Source organism: Paracoccus indicus (assembly GCF_003056335.1).
GTDB classification, from domain to species: domain Bacteria; phylum Pseudomonadota; class Alphaproteobacteria; order Rhodobacterales; family Rhodobacteraceae; genus Paracoccus; species Paracoccus indicus.
Genome location: NZ_PYWA01000003.1, coordinates 158,417 through 176,889 on the forward strand (window position 1 = coordinate 158,417; position 18,473 = coordinate 176,889).

The 18,473-nt window shown below is 65.2% G+C and carries 16 protein-coding genes; 10 read left to right on the top strand and 6 right to left on the bottom strand.

The genetic code is table 11. From position 1 onward, the window contains the following. Window positions 1–27: 27 nt before the first annotated feature. Together DDE75_RS06120 and puuE are read right to left on the bottom strand one after the other, a co-directional pair. Complete coding sequence (locus DDE75_RS06120) at window positions 28–921, bottom strand: bifunctional allantoicase/(S)-ureidoglycine aminohydrolase (protein WP_108501496.1); 894 nt, start codon at window positions 919–921, stop codon at window positions 28–30. Continuing rightward, a complete protein-coding gene (gene puuE, locus DDE75_RS06125) occupies window positions 918–2,324 on the bottom strand; it encodes an allantoinase PuuE (protein ID WP_108501497.1) in 1,407 nt (468 codons plus the stop codon). Before puuE ends, DDE75_RS06120 begins: the two co-directional genes overlap by 4 nt. A 222-nt stretch (window positions 2,325–2,546) precedes the next feature. Between puuE and DDE75_RS06130 the strand changes: the two genes are divergently transcribed. Beyond that, the gene (locus DDE75_RS06130; RefSeq protein ID WP_170310931.1) at window positions 2,547–3,848 is read left to right on the top strand and encodes an NCS2 family permease; all 1,302 of its coding nucleotides are present in this window, start codon (window positions 2,547–2,549) and stop codon (window positions 3,846–3,848) included. 33 nt (window positions 3,849–3,881) lie between these two features. Here DDE75_RS06130 and bhcR read toward each other — a convergent pair whose 3' ends face one another. Then, on the bottom strand, window positions 3,882–4,694 hold the full coding sequence (bhcR, locus tag DDE75_RS06135; protein WP_108501498.1) for an HTH-type transcriptional regulator BhcR: 813 nt from the start codon (window positions 4,692–4,694) through the stop codon (window positions 3,882–3,884). Between the two features lie 321 nt (window positions 4,695–5,015). Between bhcR and DDE75_RS06140 the strand changes: the two genes are divergently transcribed. From DDE75_RS06140 to DDE75_RS06160, 5 genes are all read left to right on the top strand, one after another. Next, window positions 5,016–6,494, top strand: a complete 1,479-nt coding sequence (locus DDE75_RS06140; RefSeq protein ID WP_108501499.1) for a nucleobase:cation symporter-2 family protein — start codon at window positions 5,016–5,018, stop codon at window positions 6,492–6,494. A gap of 106 nt (window positions 6,495–6,600) precedes the next feature. Beyond that, window positions 6,601–6,954, top strand: a complete 354-nt coding sequence (gene uraH / locus DDE75_RS06145; RefSeq protein WP_108501500.1) for a hydroxyisourate hydrolase — start codon at window positions 6,601–6,603, stop codon at window positions 6,952–6,954. A gap of 1 nt (window position 6,955) precedes the next feature. Beyond that, window positions 6,956–8,209 (top strand): urate hydroxylase PuuD, encoded by a 1,254-nt coding sequence (locus DDE75_RS06150; RefSeq protein WP_418304174.1) that lies wholly within the window; start codon window positions 6,956–6,958, stop codon window positions 8,207–8,209. A 51-nt stretch (window positions 8,210–8,260) separates the two neighbouring features. After that, window positions 8,261–8,611, top strand: a complete 351-nt coding sequence (locus tag DDE75_RS06155) for a DUF2946 family protein (protein ID WP_162798923.1) — start codon at window positions 8,261–8,263, stop codon at window positions 8,609–8,611. Between the two features lie 114 nt (window positions 8,612–8,725). After that, a complete protein-coding gene (locus tag DDE75_RS06160) occupies window positions 8,726–10,123 on the top strand; it encodes a PepSY-associated TM helix domain-containing protein (RefSeq protein WP_108501502.1) in 1,398 nt (465 codons plus the stop codon). Here DDE75_RS06160 and DDE75_RS06165 read toward each other — a convergent pair. After that, on the bottom strand, window positions 10,104–11,021 hold the full coding sequence (locus DDE75_RS06165) for a LysR family transcriptional regulator (protein ID WP_108501503.1): 918 nt from the start codon (window positions 11,019–11,021) through the stop codon (window positions 10,104–10,106). The genes DDE75_RS06160 and DDE75_RS06165 overlap by 20 nt on opposite strands. Window positions 11,022–11,134: 113 nt before the next feature. On the opposite strand from DDE75_RS06165, the gene xdhA reads away from it, so the two are divergent. The 4 genes from xdhA to guaD are packed head-to-tail and all read left to right on the top strand — an operon-like array spanning window position 11,135 to window position 16,894. Further along, a complete protein-coding gene (gene xdhA / locus DDE75_RS06170; protein WP_108501504.1) occupies window positions 11,135–12,586 on the top strand; it encodes a xanthine dehydrogenase small subunit in 1,452 nt (483 codons plus the stop codon). A gap of 2 nt (window positions 12,587–12,588) precedes the next feature. Beyond that, window positions 12,589–14,895: a xanthine dehydrogenase molybdopterin binding subunit gene (xdhB, locus tag DDE75_RS06175; protein ID WP_108501505.1), complete on the top strand. Its 2,307-nt coding sequence runs from the start codon at window positions 12,589–12,591 to the stop codon at window positions 14,893–14,895. Continuing rightward, on the top strand, window positions 14,892–15,626 hold the full coding sequence (gene xdhC, locus DDE75_RS06180) for a xanthine dehydrogenase accessory protein XdhC (RefSeq protein WP_108501506.1): 735 nt from the start codon (window positions 14,892–14,894) through the stop codon (window positions 15,624–15,626). Before xdhB ends, xdhC begins: the two co-directional genes overlap by 4 nt. Beyond that, the gene (guaD, locus tag DDE75_RS06185; RefSeq protein WP_108501507.1) at window positions 15,614–16,894 is read left to right on the top strand and encodes a guanine deaminase; all 1,281 of its coding nucleotides are present in this window, start codon (window positions 15,614–15,616) and stop codon (window positions 16,892–16,894) included. Before xdhC ends, guaD begins: the two co-directional genes overlap by 13 nt. Window positions 16,895–16,903: 9 nt before the next feature. On the opposite strand, the gene DDE75_RS06190 is transcribed toward guaD, so the two are convergent. Together DDE75_RS06190 and DDE75_RS06195 are read right to left on the bottom strand one after the other, a co-directional pair. After that, entirely contained in the window at window positions 16,904–17,395 is a 492-nt protein-coding gene (locus tag DDE75_RS06190; protein ID WP_108501508.1) for an isoprenylcysteine carboxyl methyltransferase family protein, read from the bottom strand. Continuing rightward, the gene (locus tag DDE75_RS06195; RefSeq protein WP_108501509.1) at window positions 17,395–18,456 is read right to left on the bottom strand and encodes a type III polyketide synthase; all 1,062 of its coding nucleotides are present in this window, start codon (window positions 18,454–18,456) and stop codon (window positions 17,395–17,397) included. Before DDE75_RS06195 ends, DDE75_RS06190 begins: the two co-directional genes overlap by 1 nt. Window positions 18,457–18,473: the final 17 nt, after the last annotated feature.

The following is an 18,473-nucleotide window of genomic DNA, read 5'->3' on the forward strand; positions in this document are numbered from 1 at the left end:
CGCCCCCCGGACCCCCTGCTGTGGGCGTCAGCGATGACCCCAGAGCGGTGCGTGACGGTTGACGTCCTTGTAGAGCAGATAGCGGAACGGACCCGGCCCGCCTGCATAGCACGCCTGCGGGCAGAAGGCGCGCAGCCACATGTAGTCGCCGGGGCCGACCTCGACCCAGTCCCGGTTCAGGCGATAGACGGCCTTGCCTTCCAGCACGTAGAGGCCGTGCTCCATCACGTGGGTTTCGGCAAAGGGGATCGAGCCGCCGGGCTTGAAGGTCACGACCGTGATATGCATGTCGTGGCGCAGATCGGCGGGATCCATGAAGCGCGTCGTGCCCCATGCGCCATCGGTGTCGGGCATCATCGAAGGGGCGATGTCCTGTTCCTGCACCACGATCGGGTCGGGTTTCGACACGCCCGCGGCGGGCTGCCAACGCTTGCGCCACCAGTGGAAGCCTGCAGGTCCTGCGGTCCGGTTCCAGATCTTCCAAGGCGATCCGGGCGGGACATAGGCGAAGGCACCGGGCGTCAGCTGGTGATCGGTGCCGTCGATGGTGATCTGCAGATCGCCACCGGTGACGAAGATAGCGTGCTGCACCTGCGGGTCGTCGTCGGGGGTGTCGCTGCCGCCATCCTCGGCCAGCTCGACGATATACTGGCTGAAGGTTTCCGCGAACCCTGTCAGGGGGCGGGCCAGCATCCACATGCGCATGCCGTGCCAGCCGGGCAGATAGCTAGTGACGATGTCGCGCATGACGGTGCGGGGGATAACGGCATAGGCATCGGTGAAGATGGCCGTATCCGTCGTCATCCCGGTCTGGGGCGGCAGGCCCGCGACGGGACCGGCATAGGGGATGCGCTGCGCGGGTTCGGGCGGCAGTTGCGCGATGTCCCCGGTGGGGGCGCCTTTGGGGGGCTGGTCGTTCATGTCAGGGCCTCTTTCAGGCGGAGTTCTGCGATGCGGATGACCTGCGCCTCGGCGGTGGCGCGTTCGGTCGCGGTGTCGTTGTCGATGCGAGCCTGCATGGCAGAGAGGATGCCCGCTTTGTCGTGGTCGCGCACCGCGATGATGAAGGGGAAGCCGTGCTTGGCGACGTATGCGTCGTTCAGCTGGGTGAATTCGGCGCGCTCGGCATCGGTCAGGGCGTCCAGTCCCGCGCTGGCCTGTTCGGCGCTGCTGTCGGCGGTCAAGCGCTTGGCCTGCGCCAGTTTTCCGGCCAGATCGGGGTGGGCGGTCAGCACGCCAAGGCGTTCTTCGTCGCTGGCGGCGCGGAAGAATTGCGCCATGCGGCCCGAAAGGCCCGTGGGCGTGTCGTGGACCGCCCCCATCTCGGCGTCCCAGACCCGTTCAGCGATGAAGGGTGAATGTTCGTAGATGCCGCCGAAGCGGGCCACGAAATCGTCGCGTGACATTTCGGAGGGGCGGGTGCGGGGCTGGTAAGGGTGGACCTCGGCCCAGTGGCGGGCGATGTCGAGGCGGCTGGCGAACCAGACGCCCTCATGCGCGCGGCAGTGGTCCAGGAACTGCTGGATGGCCTTGGCGCGTCCGGGGCGGCCCGCAAGGCGGCAGTGCAACCCGATGGACATCATCTTTGGCGCACCGGCTTTCCCTTCGGCATAAAGCATGTCGAAGCTGTCGCGCAGATAGTCGAAGAATTCCTGCCCCGTGCCGAAGCCCTGGCCGCTGGAAAAGCGCATGTCATTGGCGTCCATCGTATAGGGCACCATCAGCTGCGGCTTGCTGTCGTGGACATGCCAATAGGGCAGGTCGTCGGCGATGGTGTCGGCCAGATAGGCGAAGCCGCCTTCCTCGCAGCCAAGCGCGACCGTGTTCATCGAGGTGCGGCCCTGATAGAAGCCATAGGGGCGTTCGCCGGTCACTTGGCGATGCAGCTCAATCGCGCGGGCGATGTGATCGGCCTCGACCTCGCGCGGGATGTCGCGATAGTCGATCCATTTCAGCCCGTGGGTCGCGATCTCCCATCCGGCAGATTTCATGGCGGCGACCTGTTCGGGGCTGCGTTCCAGCGCGGTAGCGACGCCATAGACGGTGACGGGGATGTCCTTCAGCAGACGGTGCAGCCGCCAGAAGCCCGAACGCGCGCCGTAGTCATAGATGGATTCCATGTTCCAATGCCGCTTGCCGGGCCAGGGCTGGGCGCCGATGATTTCCGACAGGAAGGCCTCGGATGCGGCATCGCCGTGTTCGATGCTGTTCTCGCCGCCTTCTTCATAGTTGACGACGAACTGGACGGCGATCTTCGCGCCGCCGGGCCATTGGGGGTCTGGCGTGGTTTCGCCATATCCTGACAGATCGCGGCTGTAGCGCATATAGTCCTCCGGGCTTTGGTGTCGCAACGTCACCAAAGCCCGTCGCGCGCGCGGGAACAAGCGCCGGATGCAGAATTCTGTATCAAGGAAAAGGCAAAGATCGCCGGGGTCTTTCAAAATCGCGTTGAAAGACTTACGGGCAGGGGAGAATTGCGACCGCCTGACGCAGCCACCAAGCTGCGCCCCAAAGGCGGCCGTCAGAGCCGCGCCAGGGGGACAATCATGGAACGCTTCTTCAAGCTGTCAGACAAGGGCAGCACCGTCAGGACCGAGGTGATCGCAGGGATCACCACCTTCCTGACCATGGCCTATATCATCTTCGTCAATCCCGACATCCTGTCCACGACCGGCATGGACCGCGACGCCGTCTTCGTGGCGACCTGCCTTGCGGCGGCGGTCGGGTCGCTGGTCATGGGGCTGTGGGCCAACTGGCCCATCGGCATGGCGCCGGGCATGGGGCTGAACGCGTTCTTCGCCTTTACCGTCGTGGGCGTCATGGGCTTTTCCTGGCAGCAGGCGCTGGGGGCGGTCTTCATCAGCGGGATCATCTTCCTGTTCCTGTCGATCACCGGCATCCGCAGCTGGCTGATCGCGGGCATTCCCGCATCCATGCGCAGCGCCATCGCGGCGGGGATCGGGCTGTTCCTGGCGATCATCGCGATGAAATCCTCGGGGCTGATCGTGGCCAACCCCGCGACGCTGGTGGCCCTGGGCGATCTGACGGCTACGGGGACGTTGCTGACCATCGCGGGGTTCTTCATCATCGTGGCGCTGGATGCGCTGAAGGTCACCGGGTCGATCCTGATCGGCATCCTGGTCATCACCGTGGCGGCCATCGCCCTGGGCGTCAGCCAGTTCGGCGGGGTGATCTCGATGCCGCCCTCGGTCGCGCCGACCTTCCTGCAGCTGGACGTGATGGGGGCGCTGACCTATGGCATCTTCCAGGTCGTGCTGGTCATGGTCCTGGTCGAGGTCTTCGACGCCACCGGCACGCTGATCGGCGTGGCCAAGCGGGCGGGCCTGCTGGCCGAGGGTCCGACGCAGGACAACCCCAACCTTGGCCGGGCGCTGATGGCGGATTCGACCGCGATCACGGCGGGGTCGCTTCTGGGGACCTCCTCGACGACGGCCTATGTCGAAAGCGCCTCGGGCGTGCAGGCGGGCGGTCGCACGGGCTTGACGGCGGTGGTCGTGGGCGTGCTGTTCCTGCTGGCGATGTTCTTTGCGCCGCTGGCGGGGTCTGTCCCGGCCTATGCCACGGCTCCGGCGCTGCTCTATGTCGCCACGCTGATGCTGCGCGAGCTGGCCGAGATCGATTGGGACGACGTGACCGAGGCCGCGCCTGCCGTCCTGACGGCCATCGCCATGCCCTTCACCTATTCCATCGCCAACGGCCTGGCCTTCGGCTTCATCAGCTATGCGCTGGTCAAGCTGCTGACGGGACGGGCGCGGCAGGTGCATGCGGCGACCTGGGTGATCGCCGCGCTGTTCGTCGCCAAATACGCCTTCTTCGGCGGCCACTGATCACAGGCCACTGATCACAGGGGGCGGGCGCGGTCAGCGGGTCGCGCCGCCCATCGCCTCGGTCAGGGATGCGGCTGCGGCCGCGACCACCGCGCCAAGCGTCTTGACGTGTTCGGAGCCGATCCGATGCGCGGGCCCGCTGACCGAGATGCCCGCGATCGCCTCGCCCGACAGATCGAAGACGGGGGCCGCGATGCAGCGCATGCCGCGGGTCTTTTCCTCGTCGTCGAAGGAAAATCCGCGGTGGCGGATCCGGGCCAGATCGGCCTGCAGATCATCGGGATCGGCCAGCGTCTTGTCGGTGAAGCGTTCCAGTCTGCCGGACCGGACCAGCGCGTCGAAGATGTCGTCGCGACCGAAGGCCAGCAGCGCCTTGCCGATCCCCGAGGCATGCAGCGGCGACCGCGTGCCGGGCGGGAAGAAGGCGCGGATGGTCTCCTGCGTCTCGGCCTGGCTGACGAACAGCACGTGGTCGCCCTGCAGGATGCCAAGATTTGCGGTCTCGCCCGTGTGTTCCATCAGCGCCCGCAGGATCGGGCGGGCGCGTTCGACGATGCCCGAGCGGCGCATGAAGGCCGAGCCGAGGCGGAAGGTCGCCGGGCCGATGTTCCAGGCCTGCGTGGTCGGATCGCTTTCCACCATCCCGCGCTGCGCCAGTGTGTGCAGGACGCGGTGCACGGTCGAGGGCGGCTGCCCCGCCTGTTCCGCAATCTCGCTGAGGGTGAGCCCCGAGCGCAGTGCCAGAAGGTCCAGCAGGTCCAGGGCGCGATCCAGAGCCTGCACGGTGCCGGGGGCCTCGGGTTGCGATTTCCTGGGGCGGCCCCGGCGGCGGATCGGATCGGCCATTCTCTATGCTCCGTTAAGATTGCATGTGCTGCGGGGCGAAAATCCGCAGAGGCTATTGGAAAACGCAAGCTGCTGAGCTTGCAGCGCTTTTCGCTTTCTTCCACGATGCGCAGGCTTTTTCCAGAAAAATGGCGCGATGCCAAGGCCGATGCTACGCTTTTCCGGCGCCGAGGAGGGCGCGGCCACATCGCGTCAGGTCATCCGGTTTGCAAATTCTGCAGGCATTGCCGGTATTCGTCCGTCCCACGGCATGAAATCCGTTTTCCCTGCCAGGGGCCGGGCGCAGACTTGTCGCGACATACTGCCAGAGGGGGTGATCACATGAGCGAAACAACCGGCGCGGCGGGGGTGCATCCCGTCGACGAACGTCTGCCGACACCCAAGCTGATCACGCTTGGGTTCCAGCATGTTCTGGTGATGTATGCGGGCGCAATTGCCGTGCCGCTGATCGTGGGCCGCGCGCTGCAACTGTCGCCATCCGAGGTGGCCTTCCTGATCTCGGCCGATCTGTTCGTCTGCGGCATCGCCACCCTGATCCAGAGCCTTGGTGCCACGCAGTATTTCGGCATCAGGTTGCCCGTGATGATGGGCGTCACTTTCGCCGCCGTCGGTCCGATGGTGGCCATCGCATCGGGGAACCCCGGATCTGATGGGGCGAGGGCGCTCTTCGGTGCGATCATCGCGGCGGGTCTGATCGCGATCCTGCTGGCACCGTTGATCAGCCGCATGCTTCGGTTCTTTCCACCCGTCGTGACGGGCACGGTCATTCTGGCCATCGGCATCAGCCTGATGCCCATCGGCATCAACTGGATCTTCGGCCTGCAGGTCGGCCCGACCGCACCTAAGCTGGTCGACCCCGCGCAGGCCGCATGGCTGGAACAGGCCATCGCCGCAGGCGACGTCCCCGAGGGCGTGCGTCTGGCCCCCACCGTCGCCAACCCGCTTTACGCGGCAAGCGGCAATATCGCCATCGCGGCGCTGGTTTTGGGGACGATCCTTCTGGTGTCGCGCTTTGCCAGCGGCTTCATCGCCAATATCGCCGTCCTGATCGGCATCGCCGTCGGCGGCATCACGGCTGCCATGCTGGGCATGATGCATTTCGACCGCGTGGCGGATGCGCAATGGTTCGCGCTGATCACGCCCTTCCACTTCGGCCTGCCGACCTTCGACCTGGTGATGGTCCTGACCATGGTGCTGGTGATGATCGTCGTGATGATCGAATCCACCGGCATGTTCCTGGCCCTGTCCGAAATGTGCGCCCGTCCCGTCACCCAGAAGCAGCTTGCCGCGGGCCTGCGCGCCGATGGGTTGGGCACCATGCTGGGCGGCATCTTCAACACCTTCCCCTATACCTCGTTCAGCCAGAATGTCGGGTTGGTGGGCGTCACGGGGGTCCGGTCGCGCTTTGTCTGCGTGGCGGGCGGCGTCATTATGATCGTGCTGGGGCTGATCCCCAAGATGGGCGCGCTGGTCGAAAGCCTGCCGACCACGGTCCTGGGCGGAGCGGGGCTGGTCATGTTCGGCATGGTCGCGGCGACCGGCGTGCGCATCCTGTCGCGGGTGGACTTCACCGGCAACCGGCACAACCTGTTCGTGGTGGCCATCAGCATCGGCATGGCGATGATCCCGGTGGTCGCCCCCGATTTCAAGCAATGGATGCCACATGCCATCCACCCGCTGATCCACTCGGGCATCCTGCTGGCGGCGATCAGCGCGGTTTTGCTGAACTGGTTCTATAACGGTGCCCCCGCCGCGGATGAGGATGAACTGCGCGCCGCCGGCAAGCTGGCCGATCACTGAGGGTCGATTATACAGGAATTCTAAAGACTGCCTTGCGCGCAGGCCATCTCGTGCGCAAGGAAGGATCGGTTATCAACAAACCGAGCATAATCAGCGGAGGACCAAGATGCCGGGTTACCTGACCACCCATGTTCTGGACACAGCGCGCGGCCAACCGGCACGCGGCATGACGGTGGTCCTGTTCCGCCTCGACGGCGACGCCCGGACCGAAATCGCGCGTCTGGTCACCAACGACGACGGCCGCACCGACAGCCAGATCCTGCCGCAATCCGACTTCGCCACCGGAACCTATGAGCTGGAATTCCATGCGGGCGATTGGATGGACGCCACGGGCATCCCGCCCGAAAGCCCGCGCTTTCTGGACGTCATTCCGATCCGCTTCGGCATGTCGCAGGATGACCACTATCATGTGCCGCTGCTGATCTCTCCCTTCGGCTATTCGACCTACAGGGGCAGCTGAGATGATCCCCGATACCGTCATCATCTGGGAATGGCTGGCCTTCGCCGTCCGCTGGACCCATGTCATCACCGCGATCGCCTGGATCGGGTCGTCCTTCTACTTCATCGCGCTGGATCTGGGTCTGCAGAAGGCCCCCGGCATGCCGAAAGGCGCCCATGGAGAGGAATGGCAGGTCCATGGCGGCGGCTTCTATCACATCCAGAAATACCTGGTCGCCCCCGAGCGCATGCCCGAGCATCTGACATGGTTCAAATGGGAAAGCTATTCGACCTGGCTGTCGGGGGCCGCGCTGCTGATGGTCACCTATTGGGCAGGGGCGAACCTGTTCCTGATCGATCCGGCCAAGGCCGATCTGGCCATCTGGCAGGCGATCCTGGTGTCGGGTGGATCACTGGCCATCGGCTGGCTGATCTATGACGGCCTGTGCAAATCGCCACTGGGTCAGCGCCCGACAGTGCTGATGCTGCTGCTGTTCGTGGCCTTGGTCGTGATGGGCTGGGGATACGATCAAGTCTTCACGGGGCGCGCGGCGCTGCTGCATCTGGGGGCCTTCACCGCCACCATCATGACAGCCAACGTCTTTCTGATCATCATGCCGAACCAGCGTATTGTGGTCGCCGACCTGAAGGCCGGACGCGCGCCGGACCCGAAATACGGCAAGATCGCCAAGCTGCGGTCCACGCATAACAACTATCTGACGCTGCCGGTCATCTTCCTGATGCTGTCGAACCACTATCCGCTGGCCTTCGCCAGCGAATACAACTGGCTGATCGCGGCGCTGATCTTTCTGATGGGCGTGACCATCCGGCATTTCTTTAACACGATGCATGCGCGCAAGGGCTATCAGTGGTGGACATGGGCGGTCACGGTGATGCTGTTCGTGGCCATCATGTGGCTCTCGGCGCTTGGGCTGAACCAGGACAGTTACGAGGACGCGATGGCGCGCCCCTTCACCCCGGCCGAGGCGAAATTCGCCGAAGCAGAGGGTTTCGAGGACGTCGCGCAGACCGTCATCGGCCGTTGTTCCATGTGCCATGCCCGCGAACCCGCGTGGGAGGGGATCCATCACGCCCCGCGCGGGCTGTTTCTTGAAACGCCCACCGACATCGCGCGGGCCGCGCGTCAGGTCTATGTTCAGGCGGGGCTGACCGACGCCATGCCCCCCGCCAACATCACCGGCATGGAGGACGACGAGCGTCGCCAGATCATCCGCTGGTTCCGCCAGGTCGGCACCTTTGGCATGGCGGGTCTCTGACGGCATTTTCGGCTTAACAGGCGGGTTGCGGCGCGGTAACAGGACGCGATGATGCATATGCTTCGCCTTGTTCTGCTGCTGGGGGTGATCCTTGGCGTGGTGCTGCCGAAATCCTCGGCGGCGCTTGCGGATATGGGTGTCATCGACGACCACGCGGTGGTTATCTGCACCGGTCATGGATTGGTCGAGGTTTCGCTGGATCGGCGTGACACGGAAAAGGAAAACGCCGCCACTCATGACCATGTCTGCTTGCTGGTTCATGCCCTTGATCATGTCGCCACACCGATGCCTCCGCTGTGGGTCCGGCTGGCCAGCCGTTTTCAACCCCGGACCGCCGATCACCTGTGGCGGCCGATGCAGGCACCTCTGGACGGTTTCGCCCGCGCACCACCGCGCGCCTGATCAGAACCCATCGTCTGACAGTGAAACCAGCATGGCGCGGCCATGCCCAAGGACCAATCCCATGACCCGAATTTCTTCCATCCCGGAGGGCGGCGCTTCGCGTCGTGACCTGCCATGACAACCACCCGAACCGCGGCGCTGGACGCCGCCAACAAGGGCGCCAAGCTGTATCGTGCTGCCTGGCGCTGGCACTTCTATGCGGGGCTGTTCGTCGTTCCGTTCTTTCTGGTGCTGGCGGTGACCGGCATGATGATGCTGTGGATCGCCCATCTGGATGGGCGCGACGGCGAACGCATCCCTGTCACGCCACAGGGCCAGACGACCAGCCTGAATCTGCAGGCGGCGGTGGCGATCGCCGCCGTTCCCGATGGCCAGCCAGTGCAATACGTCGCACCCCGCAGCCCCGACCTGGCCGCGATCTTCCGCATCGACAGCCCATCGGGCGCCCAGACCGTCGCCGTCGACCCCTATACGGCGCAGGTCGTGACCAGCTTCCCGCGCCGCAGCGGGTGGTATGATCTGGCGGATAACATCCATTCCTCGCTGCTGCTGGGGGTGACCGGCGACCGGATGCTAGAGATCGCGGCCTCGCTTGGGGTCGTGCTGATGGCGACGGGGCTTTACATGTGGTGGCCGCGCCAAGGCGGATGGGCGCGCGCGCTGATCCCGAACCCGATGGCACGCGGTCGCGCGCTGTGGCGGTCGTTGCATGGTACTGTGGGGATCTGGATCTCGGTCGTGATGGTCTTCTTTCTGGTCTCGGGACTGGCATGGTCCGGTGTCTGGGGCGAGAAGCTGACTCAGGCCTGGTCCACCTTTCCTGCCGCCAAATGGGACGCGGTGCCCTTGTCCGACGTGACCCATGGCAGCATGAATGACGGCCCCAAGCAGGTGGCTTGGGCGTTGGAACAGACCCCGATGCCCGCGTCAGGGTCAGAGGCGGGCGTCACGGGCATTCCCCAAGGCCAGCCCGTCACCATCGACAGCGTTGATGCGCTGGCCCGCAGCATCGGGTTTCAGGGGCGCTATCAGATGATGATGCCCAAGGGCGACACCGGCGTCTGGACGCTGGCCCGGGATTCGATGAACACCGACAGCCTGAACCCCACGACCGACCGGACCGTGCATATCGACCAATACAGCGGCCGTATCCTGGCCGACGTCGGATTTGGGGATTATTCATGGGCGGGCAAGGCGATGGCGGTCGGGATTGCCCTGCACATGGGCACCTTGGGACTGTGGAGCGTGTTGGCCAATACCGCCTTCTGCCTTGCGGTGATCTTCCTGTGCGTTTCGGGGGTGGTCTTGTGGTGGAAGCGTCGGCCCGCAGGGCAGATGCGGTTGGTGCCGCCGCCGATGCCCTCGGACATGCCCCTGTGGCGCGGGGCGGTCGTCTTGGGCTGCGTGATCGGCGTGGTCTTTCCGATGGCGGGGGTCACCATGGTGGCGGCCCTTCTGGCCGACCGGTTGCTGCTGACCCGCGTGCCTGCGTTCAGGCGGGTATTTGGCTGACCGGCTGGAACACCGGCTTCAATTCCCTGACCGCGAAATCGGCGAACATGCGGACCTTGGGGTCCTGCAGCCGGCGGTGGGGGGCAAGGCAGCCGAATTGCGCGGGGATCGGCGGCGTCTGCGGCAGCAGGCGGATCAGGCGACCCTCGCGCAGTTCATCGGAGACCTCGTATTCGGGGCGGTTGGCGATGCCGTGCCCGTCCAGCGCCCATGATGTCAGCACATCGCCGTCATCCGTATCGAACCGCCCCGAGACCATCATCTTGCGCGGCCCGTCCTCGGTCGTCAGCGTCCAGAAATATTCCGGACTGCGCGGATAGCGCAGCAGAAGGCAGTTGTGTGCCGAAAGATCATCGGGCACCTGCGGCGTGCCGTGTTCGGCCAGATAGCGCGGGGATGCCACCAGCACCCGCGGGCAATCCGCGATCTTGCGCCATTTCAGCGCGGAATCCGCAGGCTCGCCCAGGAAGAACGCAAGGTCGATGGCATCCTCGACAATATTGACGCTGCGATCCGACAGGCGCAGGCGGAACTCGACGCCGGGGTTGTCTGCGCAGAAGGCCGGGATTAGCGGCGCGACCAGCCTTCGCCCCAGGCCCAATGGCGCGGTCAGGCGGATCACGCCCTGCGGCTTGCCCGAAAAGCTGCTGACCAGTGCCTCGGCCTCGTCCAGGGTCTCGATCACGCGGCGGGCGTGGTCATAGAAGGCGCGGCCAACCTCGGTCGTGGTCAGCTTGCGGGTGGTGCGGTTCAGCAGGCGCAGCCCGAAGCGATTTTCAAGATCCTTGATACGATTCGAGGCAACTGCCGGTGAAAGGCGCAAATCCCTGCCTCCGGCGGTGATCGAGCCCAGCTCGACCACGCGAACGAAGACCCGCAGGCTTTCAAGATAGGACATGGTGGTGGTTGGCTTTCAACGTTTCATGTAAAGTCTTCTACGTCGCTGCCAATTCCGCAATCCCCTTTTCCCGCATAAGCTGCCCGACGCGATGCCCGCCAGGAAGGAACACCATGACCACCCAGCTGCGTTTTCTGTTGAACGACCAAGAGGTTGCGCTGTCGCAGGTCGGCGCCTCGGACACGCTGCTGGATCATCTGCGGATCGCGCGCCGCCTGAGAGGCACCAAGGAGGGCTGCGCCGAGGGGGACTGCGGCGCCTGCACCGTGCTGCTGGGGCGTCCGACCGAAGGCGGGCTGGTCTATGAGCCGATCAACGCCTGCATCCGCCTGCTGGCATCCTGCCACGGCTGCCATGTCGTCACGGTCGAACATCTGCAAGGCCCCGATGGCGGGCTGCACCCGGTTCAGGCCGCAATGGTCGAACATCACGGCAGTCAATGCGGATTCTGTACGCCGGGCATCGTCATGGCGCTCTATGGCCTGTGGATGACCAAACCCGATGCGAGTGCCACTGATATCGAGATCGCGCTGCAGGGCAACATCTGCCGCTGCACGGGATACGAGCCGATCATCACCGCCGCCCTTGCCGCCGGTCGCGCAGGCGGGCAGGCCGCCGATGCGCTGATGCACGAACGCGATGCCGTGGCCGCGCGGCTGGCCGCGATGCCTGCGGGACGTGTCGATCTGGACCGCGACGGCGACCGCGCCATCATTCCCGCCGATGCCGACGATCTGGCGCAGGTGCTGCTGGATGAACCCAAGGCGACGCTGGTCGCGGGTGCCACGGATGTGGGCCTGTGGGTCACGAAATTCATGCGCAACATCAGCCCGGCGATCTTCATCGGTCACCTGATGAAGTCGGTGCAAGTCGTTGACGAAGAACTGCATATCGGCGCAGGCGTCACCTATTCCGAGGCCGCGCCGCTGATCCGCCAGCACATTCCGGCGGCCTATGACTATTGGCTGCGGATTGGTGGCTGGCAGGTGCGCAACATGGGCACGATCGGGGCGAATATCGCCAATGGCTCGCCCATCGGGGATACGCCGCCGCTGCTGATCGCGCTTGGGGCGCGGATCGTGCTGCGCCGAGGCGACCAGCGTCGTGAGCTGCCGCTGCAGGATTACTTCATCGATTACGGCAAGCAGGACCGCCAGTTGGCCGAATTCGTCGAGACCGTCATCATCCCGACGCGCCCCGATGCCATCGTTGCCGCCTATAAGGTCAGCAAGCGGCGCGACAGCGACATCACGGCGGTCGCCGCCGCCTTCTGCCTGACGGTGCGGGACGGCATCATCGAAGATGCCCGCGTGGCCTTCGGTGGCATGGCCGCCACCCCGAAACGCGCCGCCCGCGCCGAGGCTGCCCTGCAGGGGCAGCCCATGGCGCAGGCGACCTTCGAGGCCGCTGCCCGCGCCGTCGCCGATGACTTCACGCCCATGTCGGACATGCGCGCCAGCGCCGATTATCGCGCCCGCGTGGCGCAGAACCTGTTCCGCCGCTTCTGGCTGGAACAATCCGAGCCGGGCCTGCCGGTCCGCCTGACCGAAACCCTGGGGGCTTGACCATGAAAGACGATACCATCCTGCGCGGGCAGGCCCATCAGGACACCGTCCATGACAGCGCCGCCAAGCATGTGACGGGCCGCGCCGAATATACCGACGACCTGAACGAACCGCACGGCTTGGTCCATGCCTATCTGGGGCTGTCGCAATGCGCGCATGGCACGATCACCAGCATGGATTTCAGCGAGACTCTGGCCCATCCCGGCGTCATCGGCGTGCTGACGGCCAAGGACATTCCGGGCATCAACGACGTCTCGGCCAATGGCAAGAAGGACGAACCGATCTTTGCCGAAGAAACCGTCCTGTTCTGGGGACAGCCGGTCTTTGCCGTCGTGGCCGAGACCCGCGATCAGGCGCGTCGGGCCGCCCATAAGGCCGAGATCACCTATGACGCACTGCCCCATGCGCTGGACCCGATTGCCGCACGTGATGCGGGGATGGGTTATGTCACCGAGCCCCTGACCCTGCGCCGGGGCAACGCCGATCAGGGCATGGCCGCCGCCCCGCGCCGGATCAGCGGGCGGTTCGAGATCGGCGGGCAGGACCACTTCTACCTGGAAGGGCAGATCGCCATGGCCGTGCCGGGCGAGGACGATGACATGACCATCAACGTCTCGACCCAGCACCCGTCCGAGGTGCAGCATCTGGTCGCCCATGCCCTGACGGTGCCCAGCCATTCGGTCGTCGTGAACGTTCGGCGCATGGGTGGCGGGTTCGGCGGCAAGGAAACGCAAATGAACCTGTTTGCCTGCGTGGCCGCCATCGCCGCCAAGCGCTGGAAGCGGGCGGTCAAGATCCGCCCCGACCGCGACGACGACATGATCGCCACCGGCAAGCGCCACGATTTCGTGGTCGATTACGAAGTCGGCTTCGACGACACGGGCAAGATCCGCGCCGTTCAGGGCGATTGGTACGCGCGCTGCGGCTTCGCCTCGGACCTGTCGGGGCCGGTGACGGATCGGGCGCTGTTCCACGCCGACAACGCCTATTTCTATCCCGATGTGCGCGTCAGCAGCCATCCGATGAAGACGAACACGGTCAGCAACACCGCATTCCGCGGCTTTGGTGGTCCGCAGGGCGTGATCGTGGCCGAACGCATGATCGAGGAGATCGCCTATGCCCTTTGCCGCGACCCGCTGGAGGTCCGGCGCGCGAACCTCTATGAAAACGGCCAGCTGACCCCCTATCACCAGGAGGTCAACGATCAGATCCTGCCACGCATCCTGGACGAGCTGGAAGCCAGCAGCGATTACCAGGCGCGGCGTCAGGCTGTGCTGGATTGGAACGCGAAGGGCGGCGTCATTCGCAAGGGAATCGCCCTGACACCGGTCAAGTTCGGGATCAGCTTCACCGCGACATGGTTCAATCAGGCCGGTGCGCTGGTCCATGTCTATTCCGACGGCTCGATCATGCTGAACCATGGCGGCACCGAAATGGGGCAGGGGCTGAACACCAAGGTCGCGCAGGTCGTGGCGGAGGCATTCCAATGCGACATCGCCCGCGTCAAGATCACTAAGACCACGACGGAAAAGGTGCCCAACACCTCGGCCACTGCAGCGTCTTCGGGGACTGACCTGAACGGGATGGCGGCGCTGGACGCGGCCGAGCAGATCAAGGCGCGGCTGGTGGATTTCGTTGCCGAACGCTGGCAGGTGGCCCCTGATGCGGTGGCCTTCGTGCCGAACCACGTCATGGCGGGCGATACCGCCATCCCCTTCACCGAGGTGATCGCCGCCGCCTATATGGCGCGGGTGAACCTTTCCGCATCGGGGCATTACAAGACGCCCAAGATCCATTGGGACCGTTCGACCGGGCGGGGCAGGCCGTTCTATTACTATGCCTATGGTGCCGCGGTATCCGAGGTTTCGGTGGACACGTTGACCGGTGAATATGTCATCGACCGGACCGACGTGCTGCATGACGTGGGCCGCAGCCTGAACCCGGCCATCGACAAGGGCCAGGCCGAGGGTGCCTTCGTCCAAGGCACCGGCTGGCTGACGAGTGAGGAGCTGTGGTGGGACGACAAGGGCCGGCTGCGCACGCATGCGCCCTCGACCTACAAGGTGCCCTTGGCCAGCGACCGACCGCGCGTCTTCAACGTCAAGCTGGTCGAATGGTCCGAGGCGGCCGAGCGCACCATCAAACGCTCCAAGGCCGTGGGCGAGCCGCCCTTCATGCTTGGCATCAGCGTCTTCGAGGCGATCAACATGGCCGTCGCCTCCATGGCCGATTACCGCGAACCGGCCCGCCTTGATGCGCCCGCCACGCCCGAACGCGTGCTGATGGCGGTGGACCGCCTGCGCGGATGATCCGCATCCGCGTCATATCCGCCCGCGGGTCCACCCCGCGCGACGTGGGGGCCGAGATGTTCGTCGGCCCCGACAGCGTCCAAGGGACCATCGGTGGCGGCCAGTTGGAATACATGGCCATCGACCGCGCGCGGGTCATGCTGTTGCAGGGGTCGGAAACGGATCGGATGGATGTGCCGTTGGGTCCGGAGATCGGGCAATGCTGCGGTGGGCGGGTCGTGCTGGAGCTGGACCGGCAGGGACCAACCCCGCAGGATCATCCCGACGCGCTGATCTTTGGCGCGGGCCATGTCGGGCGGGCGCTGGCGCTGGCGCTGCAACCGCTGCCTGTCAATGCTACGCTGATCGACCAGCGGGCGCAGGAACTGTCGCTGGCGGCCCCTGGCATCGTGACGCGTGTGACCCCGCTGCCCGAGGCGCTGATCCGTGATGCCCGTCCCGGCACGGCAATCATCATTCTGACCCATGACCATGCGCTGGATTTCCTGCTGGCGTCCGAGGCCCTGTCACGCCCCGATCTGTCTTATGTCGGCATGATCGGCAGTGCCACGAAACGCGCGCAGTTCGCACGCTTTGCCACGGGCATCGACACCTCGCGGCTGGTCTGCCCCATCGGCGCGGGACAATCGGCGGACAAGCGCCCCGAGGTCATCGCCGCCTTCACCGCCGCCGAAGTGATCGGCAGGCTCACCGCAGTACCCCTTCCGAAAAAAGACCCATGCAGCATCTGATCCGGGGCCGCGTCCTCGACTTTCATGCCGATCCTGCCGAAACGCAGGACAATCACCGCTTTTGGGAAGACGGTGCGATCGTCGTCCAGGACGGCCAGATCGTCGCCGTGGGCGATCATGCCGATCTGGCACGTCCCGACCTGCCCGAAACGGACCACCGTCCGCATCTGATCATGGCGGGCTTCATCGACCCGCATCTGCATTTTCCTCAGGTGCAGGTCATCGCCAGCTGGGGTGCGCAGCTGCTGGACTGGCTGAACACCTACACCTTCCCCGAGGAGGCACGCTTCGCCGACCCCGACCATGCGGCCCGTATGGCCGGGCTGTTCCTCGACCAGCTGACCGCGCATGGAACGACGACGGCGGTCGCCTTCTGTTCCAGCCACAAGACCAGCGCCGAGGCTCTGTTCACCGCTGCCCATGACCGCGACATGGCGATGGTCGCGGGCAAGGTGATGATGGATCGCAATGCGCCCGACGCGGTTCTGGACACGCCGCAACAGGGCTATGACGACAGCAAGGCCCTGATCCGCGATTGGCACGGCAAGGGGCGGCAACGCTATGCGATTACGCCGCGCTTCGCGATCACCTCGACCCCGGAACAGCTGGCCATGACCGGGCAGCTGGCGTCCGAGCATCCCGATTGCCACATCCAGACGCATCTGTCCGAAAACCGGGACGAGATCGACTTCACCCTTTCCCTCTATCCCAAAGCACGGGATTACCTGGACATCTATGAACAGAACGGGTTGTTGTCCGACAAGCTGCTGCTGGGCCATTCGATCCATCTGCATCCGCGAGAGATCGCCCGCATGGCCGAAACCGGCAGCCGTGCGGTCTTCTGTCCGACCTCGAACCTGTTCCTGGGATCGGGCCTGTTCGACGAGGCGGGCTTGCGCGAGGCGGGCGTCATCAGCGGCATCGCAACCGATGTCGGCGGTGGGACCAGCTATTCCATGCTTCAAACCCTGAACGAGGGTTACAAGGTCCTGCAGATGCGCGGGCAGAAGCTGCACCCTCTGTCGGCCTTCCATTGGGCCACGCGCGGAAATGCGGTCGCCCTTGGCATGCAGGACCGGATCGGCACGCTGGCGCCGGGTTCCGACGCCGATCTGGTGGTGCTGGACGCCCGCGCGACGCCCGCCATGGACCTGCGAATGGAACGCGCCGAAACGCTGGCGGAAGAGCTGTTCATCCTGCAGATCATGGGCGACGACCGGGCCGTGGCGCAGACCTATGTCGCCGGTCGGCCCTGCAAGCAGCGCTGACCGACTTCCCTAGCGCAGCGGCGCCAGCGCCGCATTTTCCGCCCTGATGCGCACCCACAGCATCAGGGCATTCAACAGGGTGAACAGCGCGGCGACCCAGACCAGCCCCAGAACCATCGGCGCGACGATGATCTCGGCGACGACTAGGGTATAGTTGGGATGGCGCAGAAAGCGGAAGGGGCCGCGACGGACCAGCGGCTCGGGCAGGATGATGATACGCGTGGTCCAGCGCGACCCCAGGGTGGCCAGGATCCACAGCCGCAGGATCTGCAGGACCGCGAAGGCGCCCAGCCACCATGGATCGACGTTGCGGTCGTGCCCGAAGACGACCAGGCAGATCAGCCACAGCGCATGCATGGCGACCATGAAGGGATAGTGGTCGGCGCCGACCTCATGTGCCCCGCGGGCCAGAAGGCGGCGCGTGTTGATGCGGGCGATGACCAGCTCGGCCCCGCGCTGCAGCAGGATGAAGCCTAGAAACAGCAGCGTCGCCATCGGCATCAGATCCCCGCCGAGACGTGAAGCGGCAGGAAGGACCCGGTGAACCCCGGCCCAAGCGCGCAGGCCATCATCTGGCCAGTGCCGCCCGATTGCAGCACCGATTTCAGCACAAACATCACCGTGGGTGCGGACATGTTGCCGGTGTCGCGCAGCACCTCGCGTTCGGCGTCCAGCACGCCGGGTGTCAGGTTCAGCGAGGCTTCGATGGCTTCGACCACCTTTGCGCCGCCCGGATGGCAGACGAAGCGGTCGATGTCGTGGCGCGTCAGCCCGGATGCGGACAGGGCCTGATCCGCGGCCTGGGTGAAATGCTCGGAAACGAAGTTCGGGATCGAGCGGTCGAAGACGACGCCGAGGCCGGTCTGATCCACGTCCCACCCCATGATCGCCAGCGTATCGGGCCAGATCTTCTGGAAACCCTTGCCCAACTGCACATGCGGCCCCTTGGCGGGCAGATCGGACGAAAGGCAAGCCGCCGCTGCGCCGTCACCGAACAGGACGGTCGCGATGATGTCGGCCTTTTGCAGGCGGTCGGTGCGGAAGGACAGCGAGCAGGCCTCGATCACGACCAGCAGGACCTTGGGGGCATCGGCCCCATCCGCCAGACGTTGGGCGACCGACAGCCCCGAGACACCGCCCGCGCACCCCAGCCCGAACAAGGGCACGCGCAGAATGTCGTCGCGGAACCCCATCCGGGTGAAGACCCGAGCCTCGATCGTGGGTGTTGCGATGCCGGTCGATGACACGGTGACCACGCAATCGACCTGATCGGCCCGCCATCCGGCATCGCTCAGGGCCCGATCCGCGGCATCGACGAACATCTGGTCCGCGCCGATCAGATAGGCGTCATTGCGGTCCTTCCATCCATGGTCTTGGGAAAACCAGTCCAAGGGCATGACCGAATACCGATGCTTGATCCCCGAGGTTCCGAAGGTGCGCGCAAGGCGGTCGAACTGGGGATAGCGGTCGCCGAAAATCAGGGCGGCACGGGCTTCGACATCGGATTGGTCAAGGCGGTTGGGTGGAAGTGCGGTCGACAGGCCATGCAGAAAAACGGGCATCGGTATTCCTTGCAACG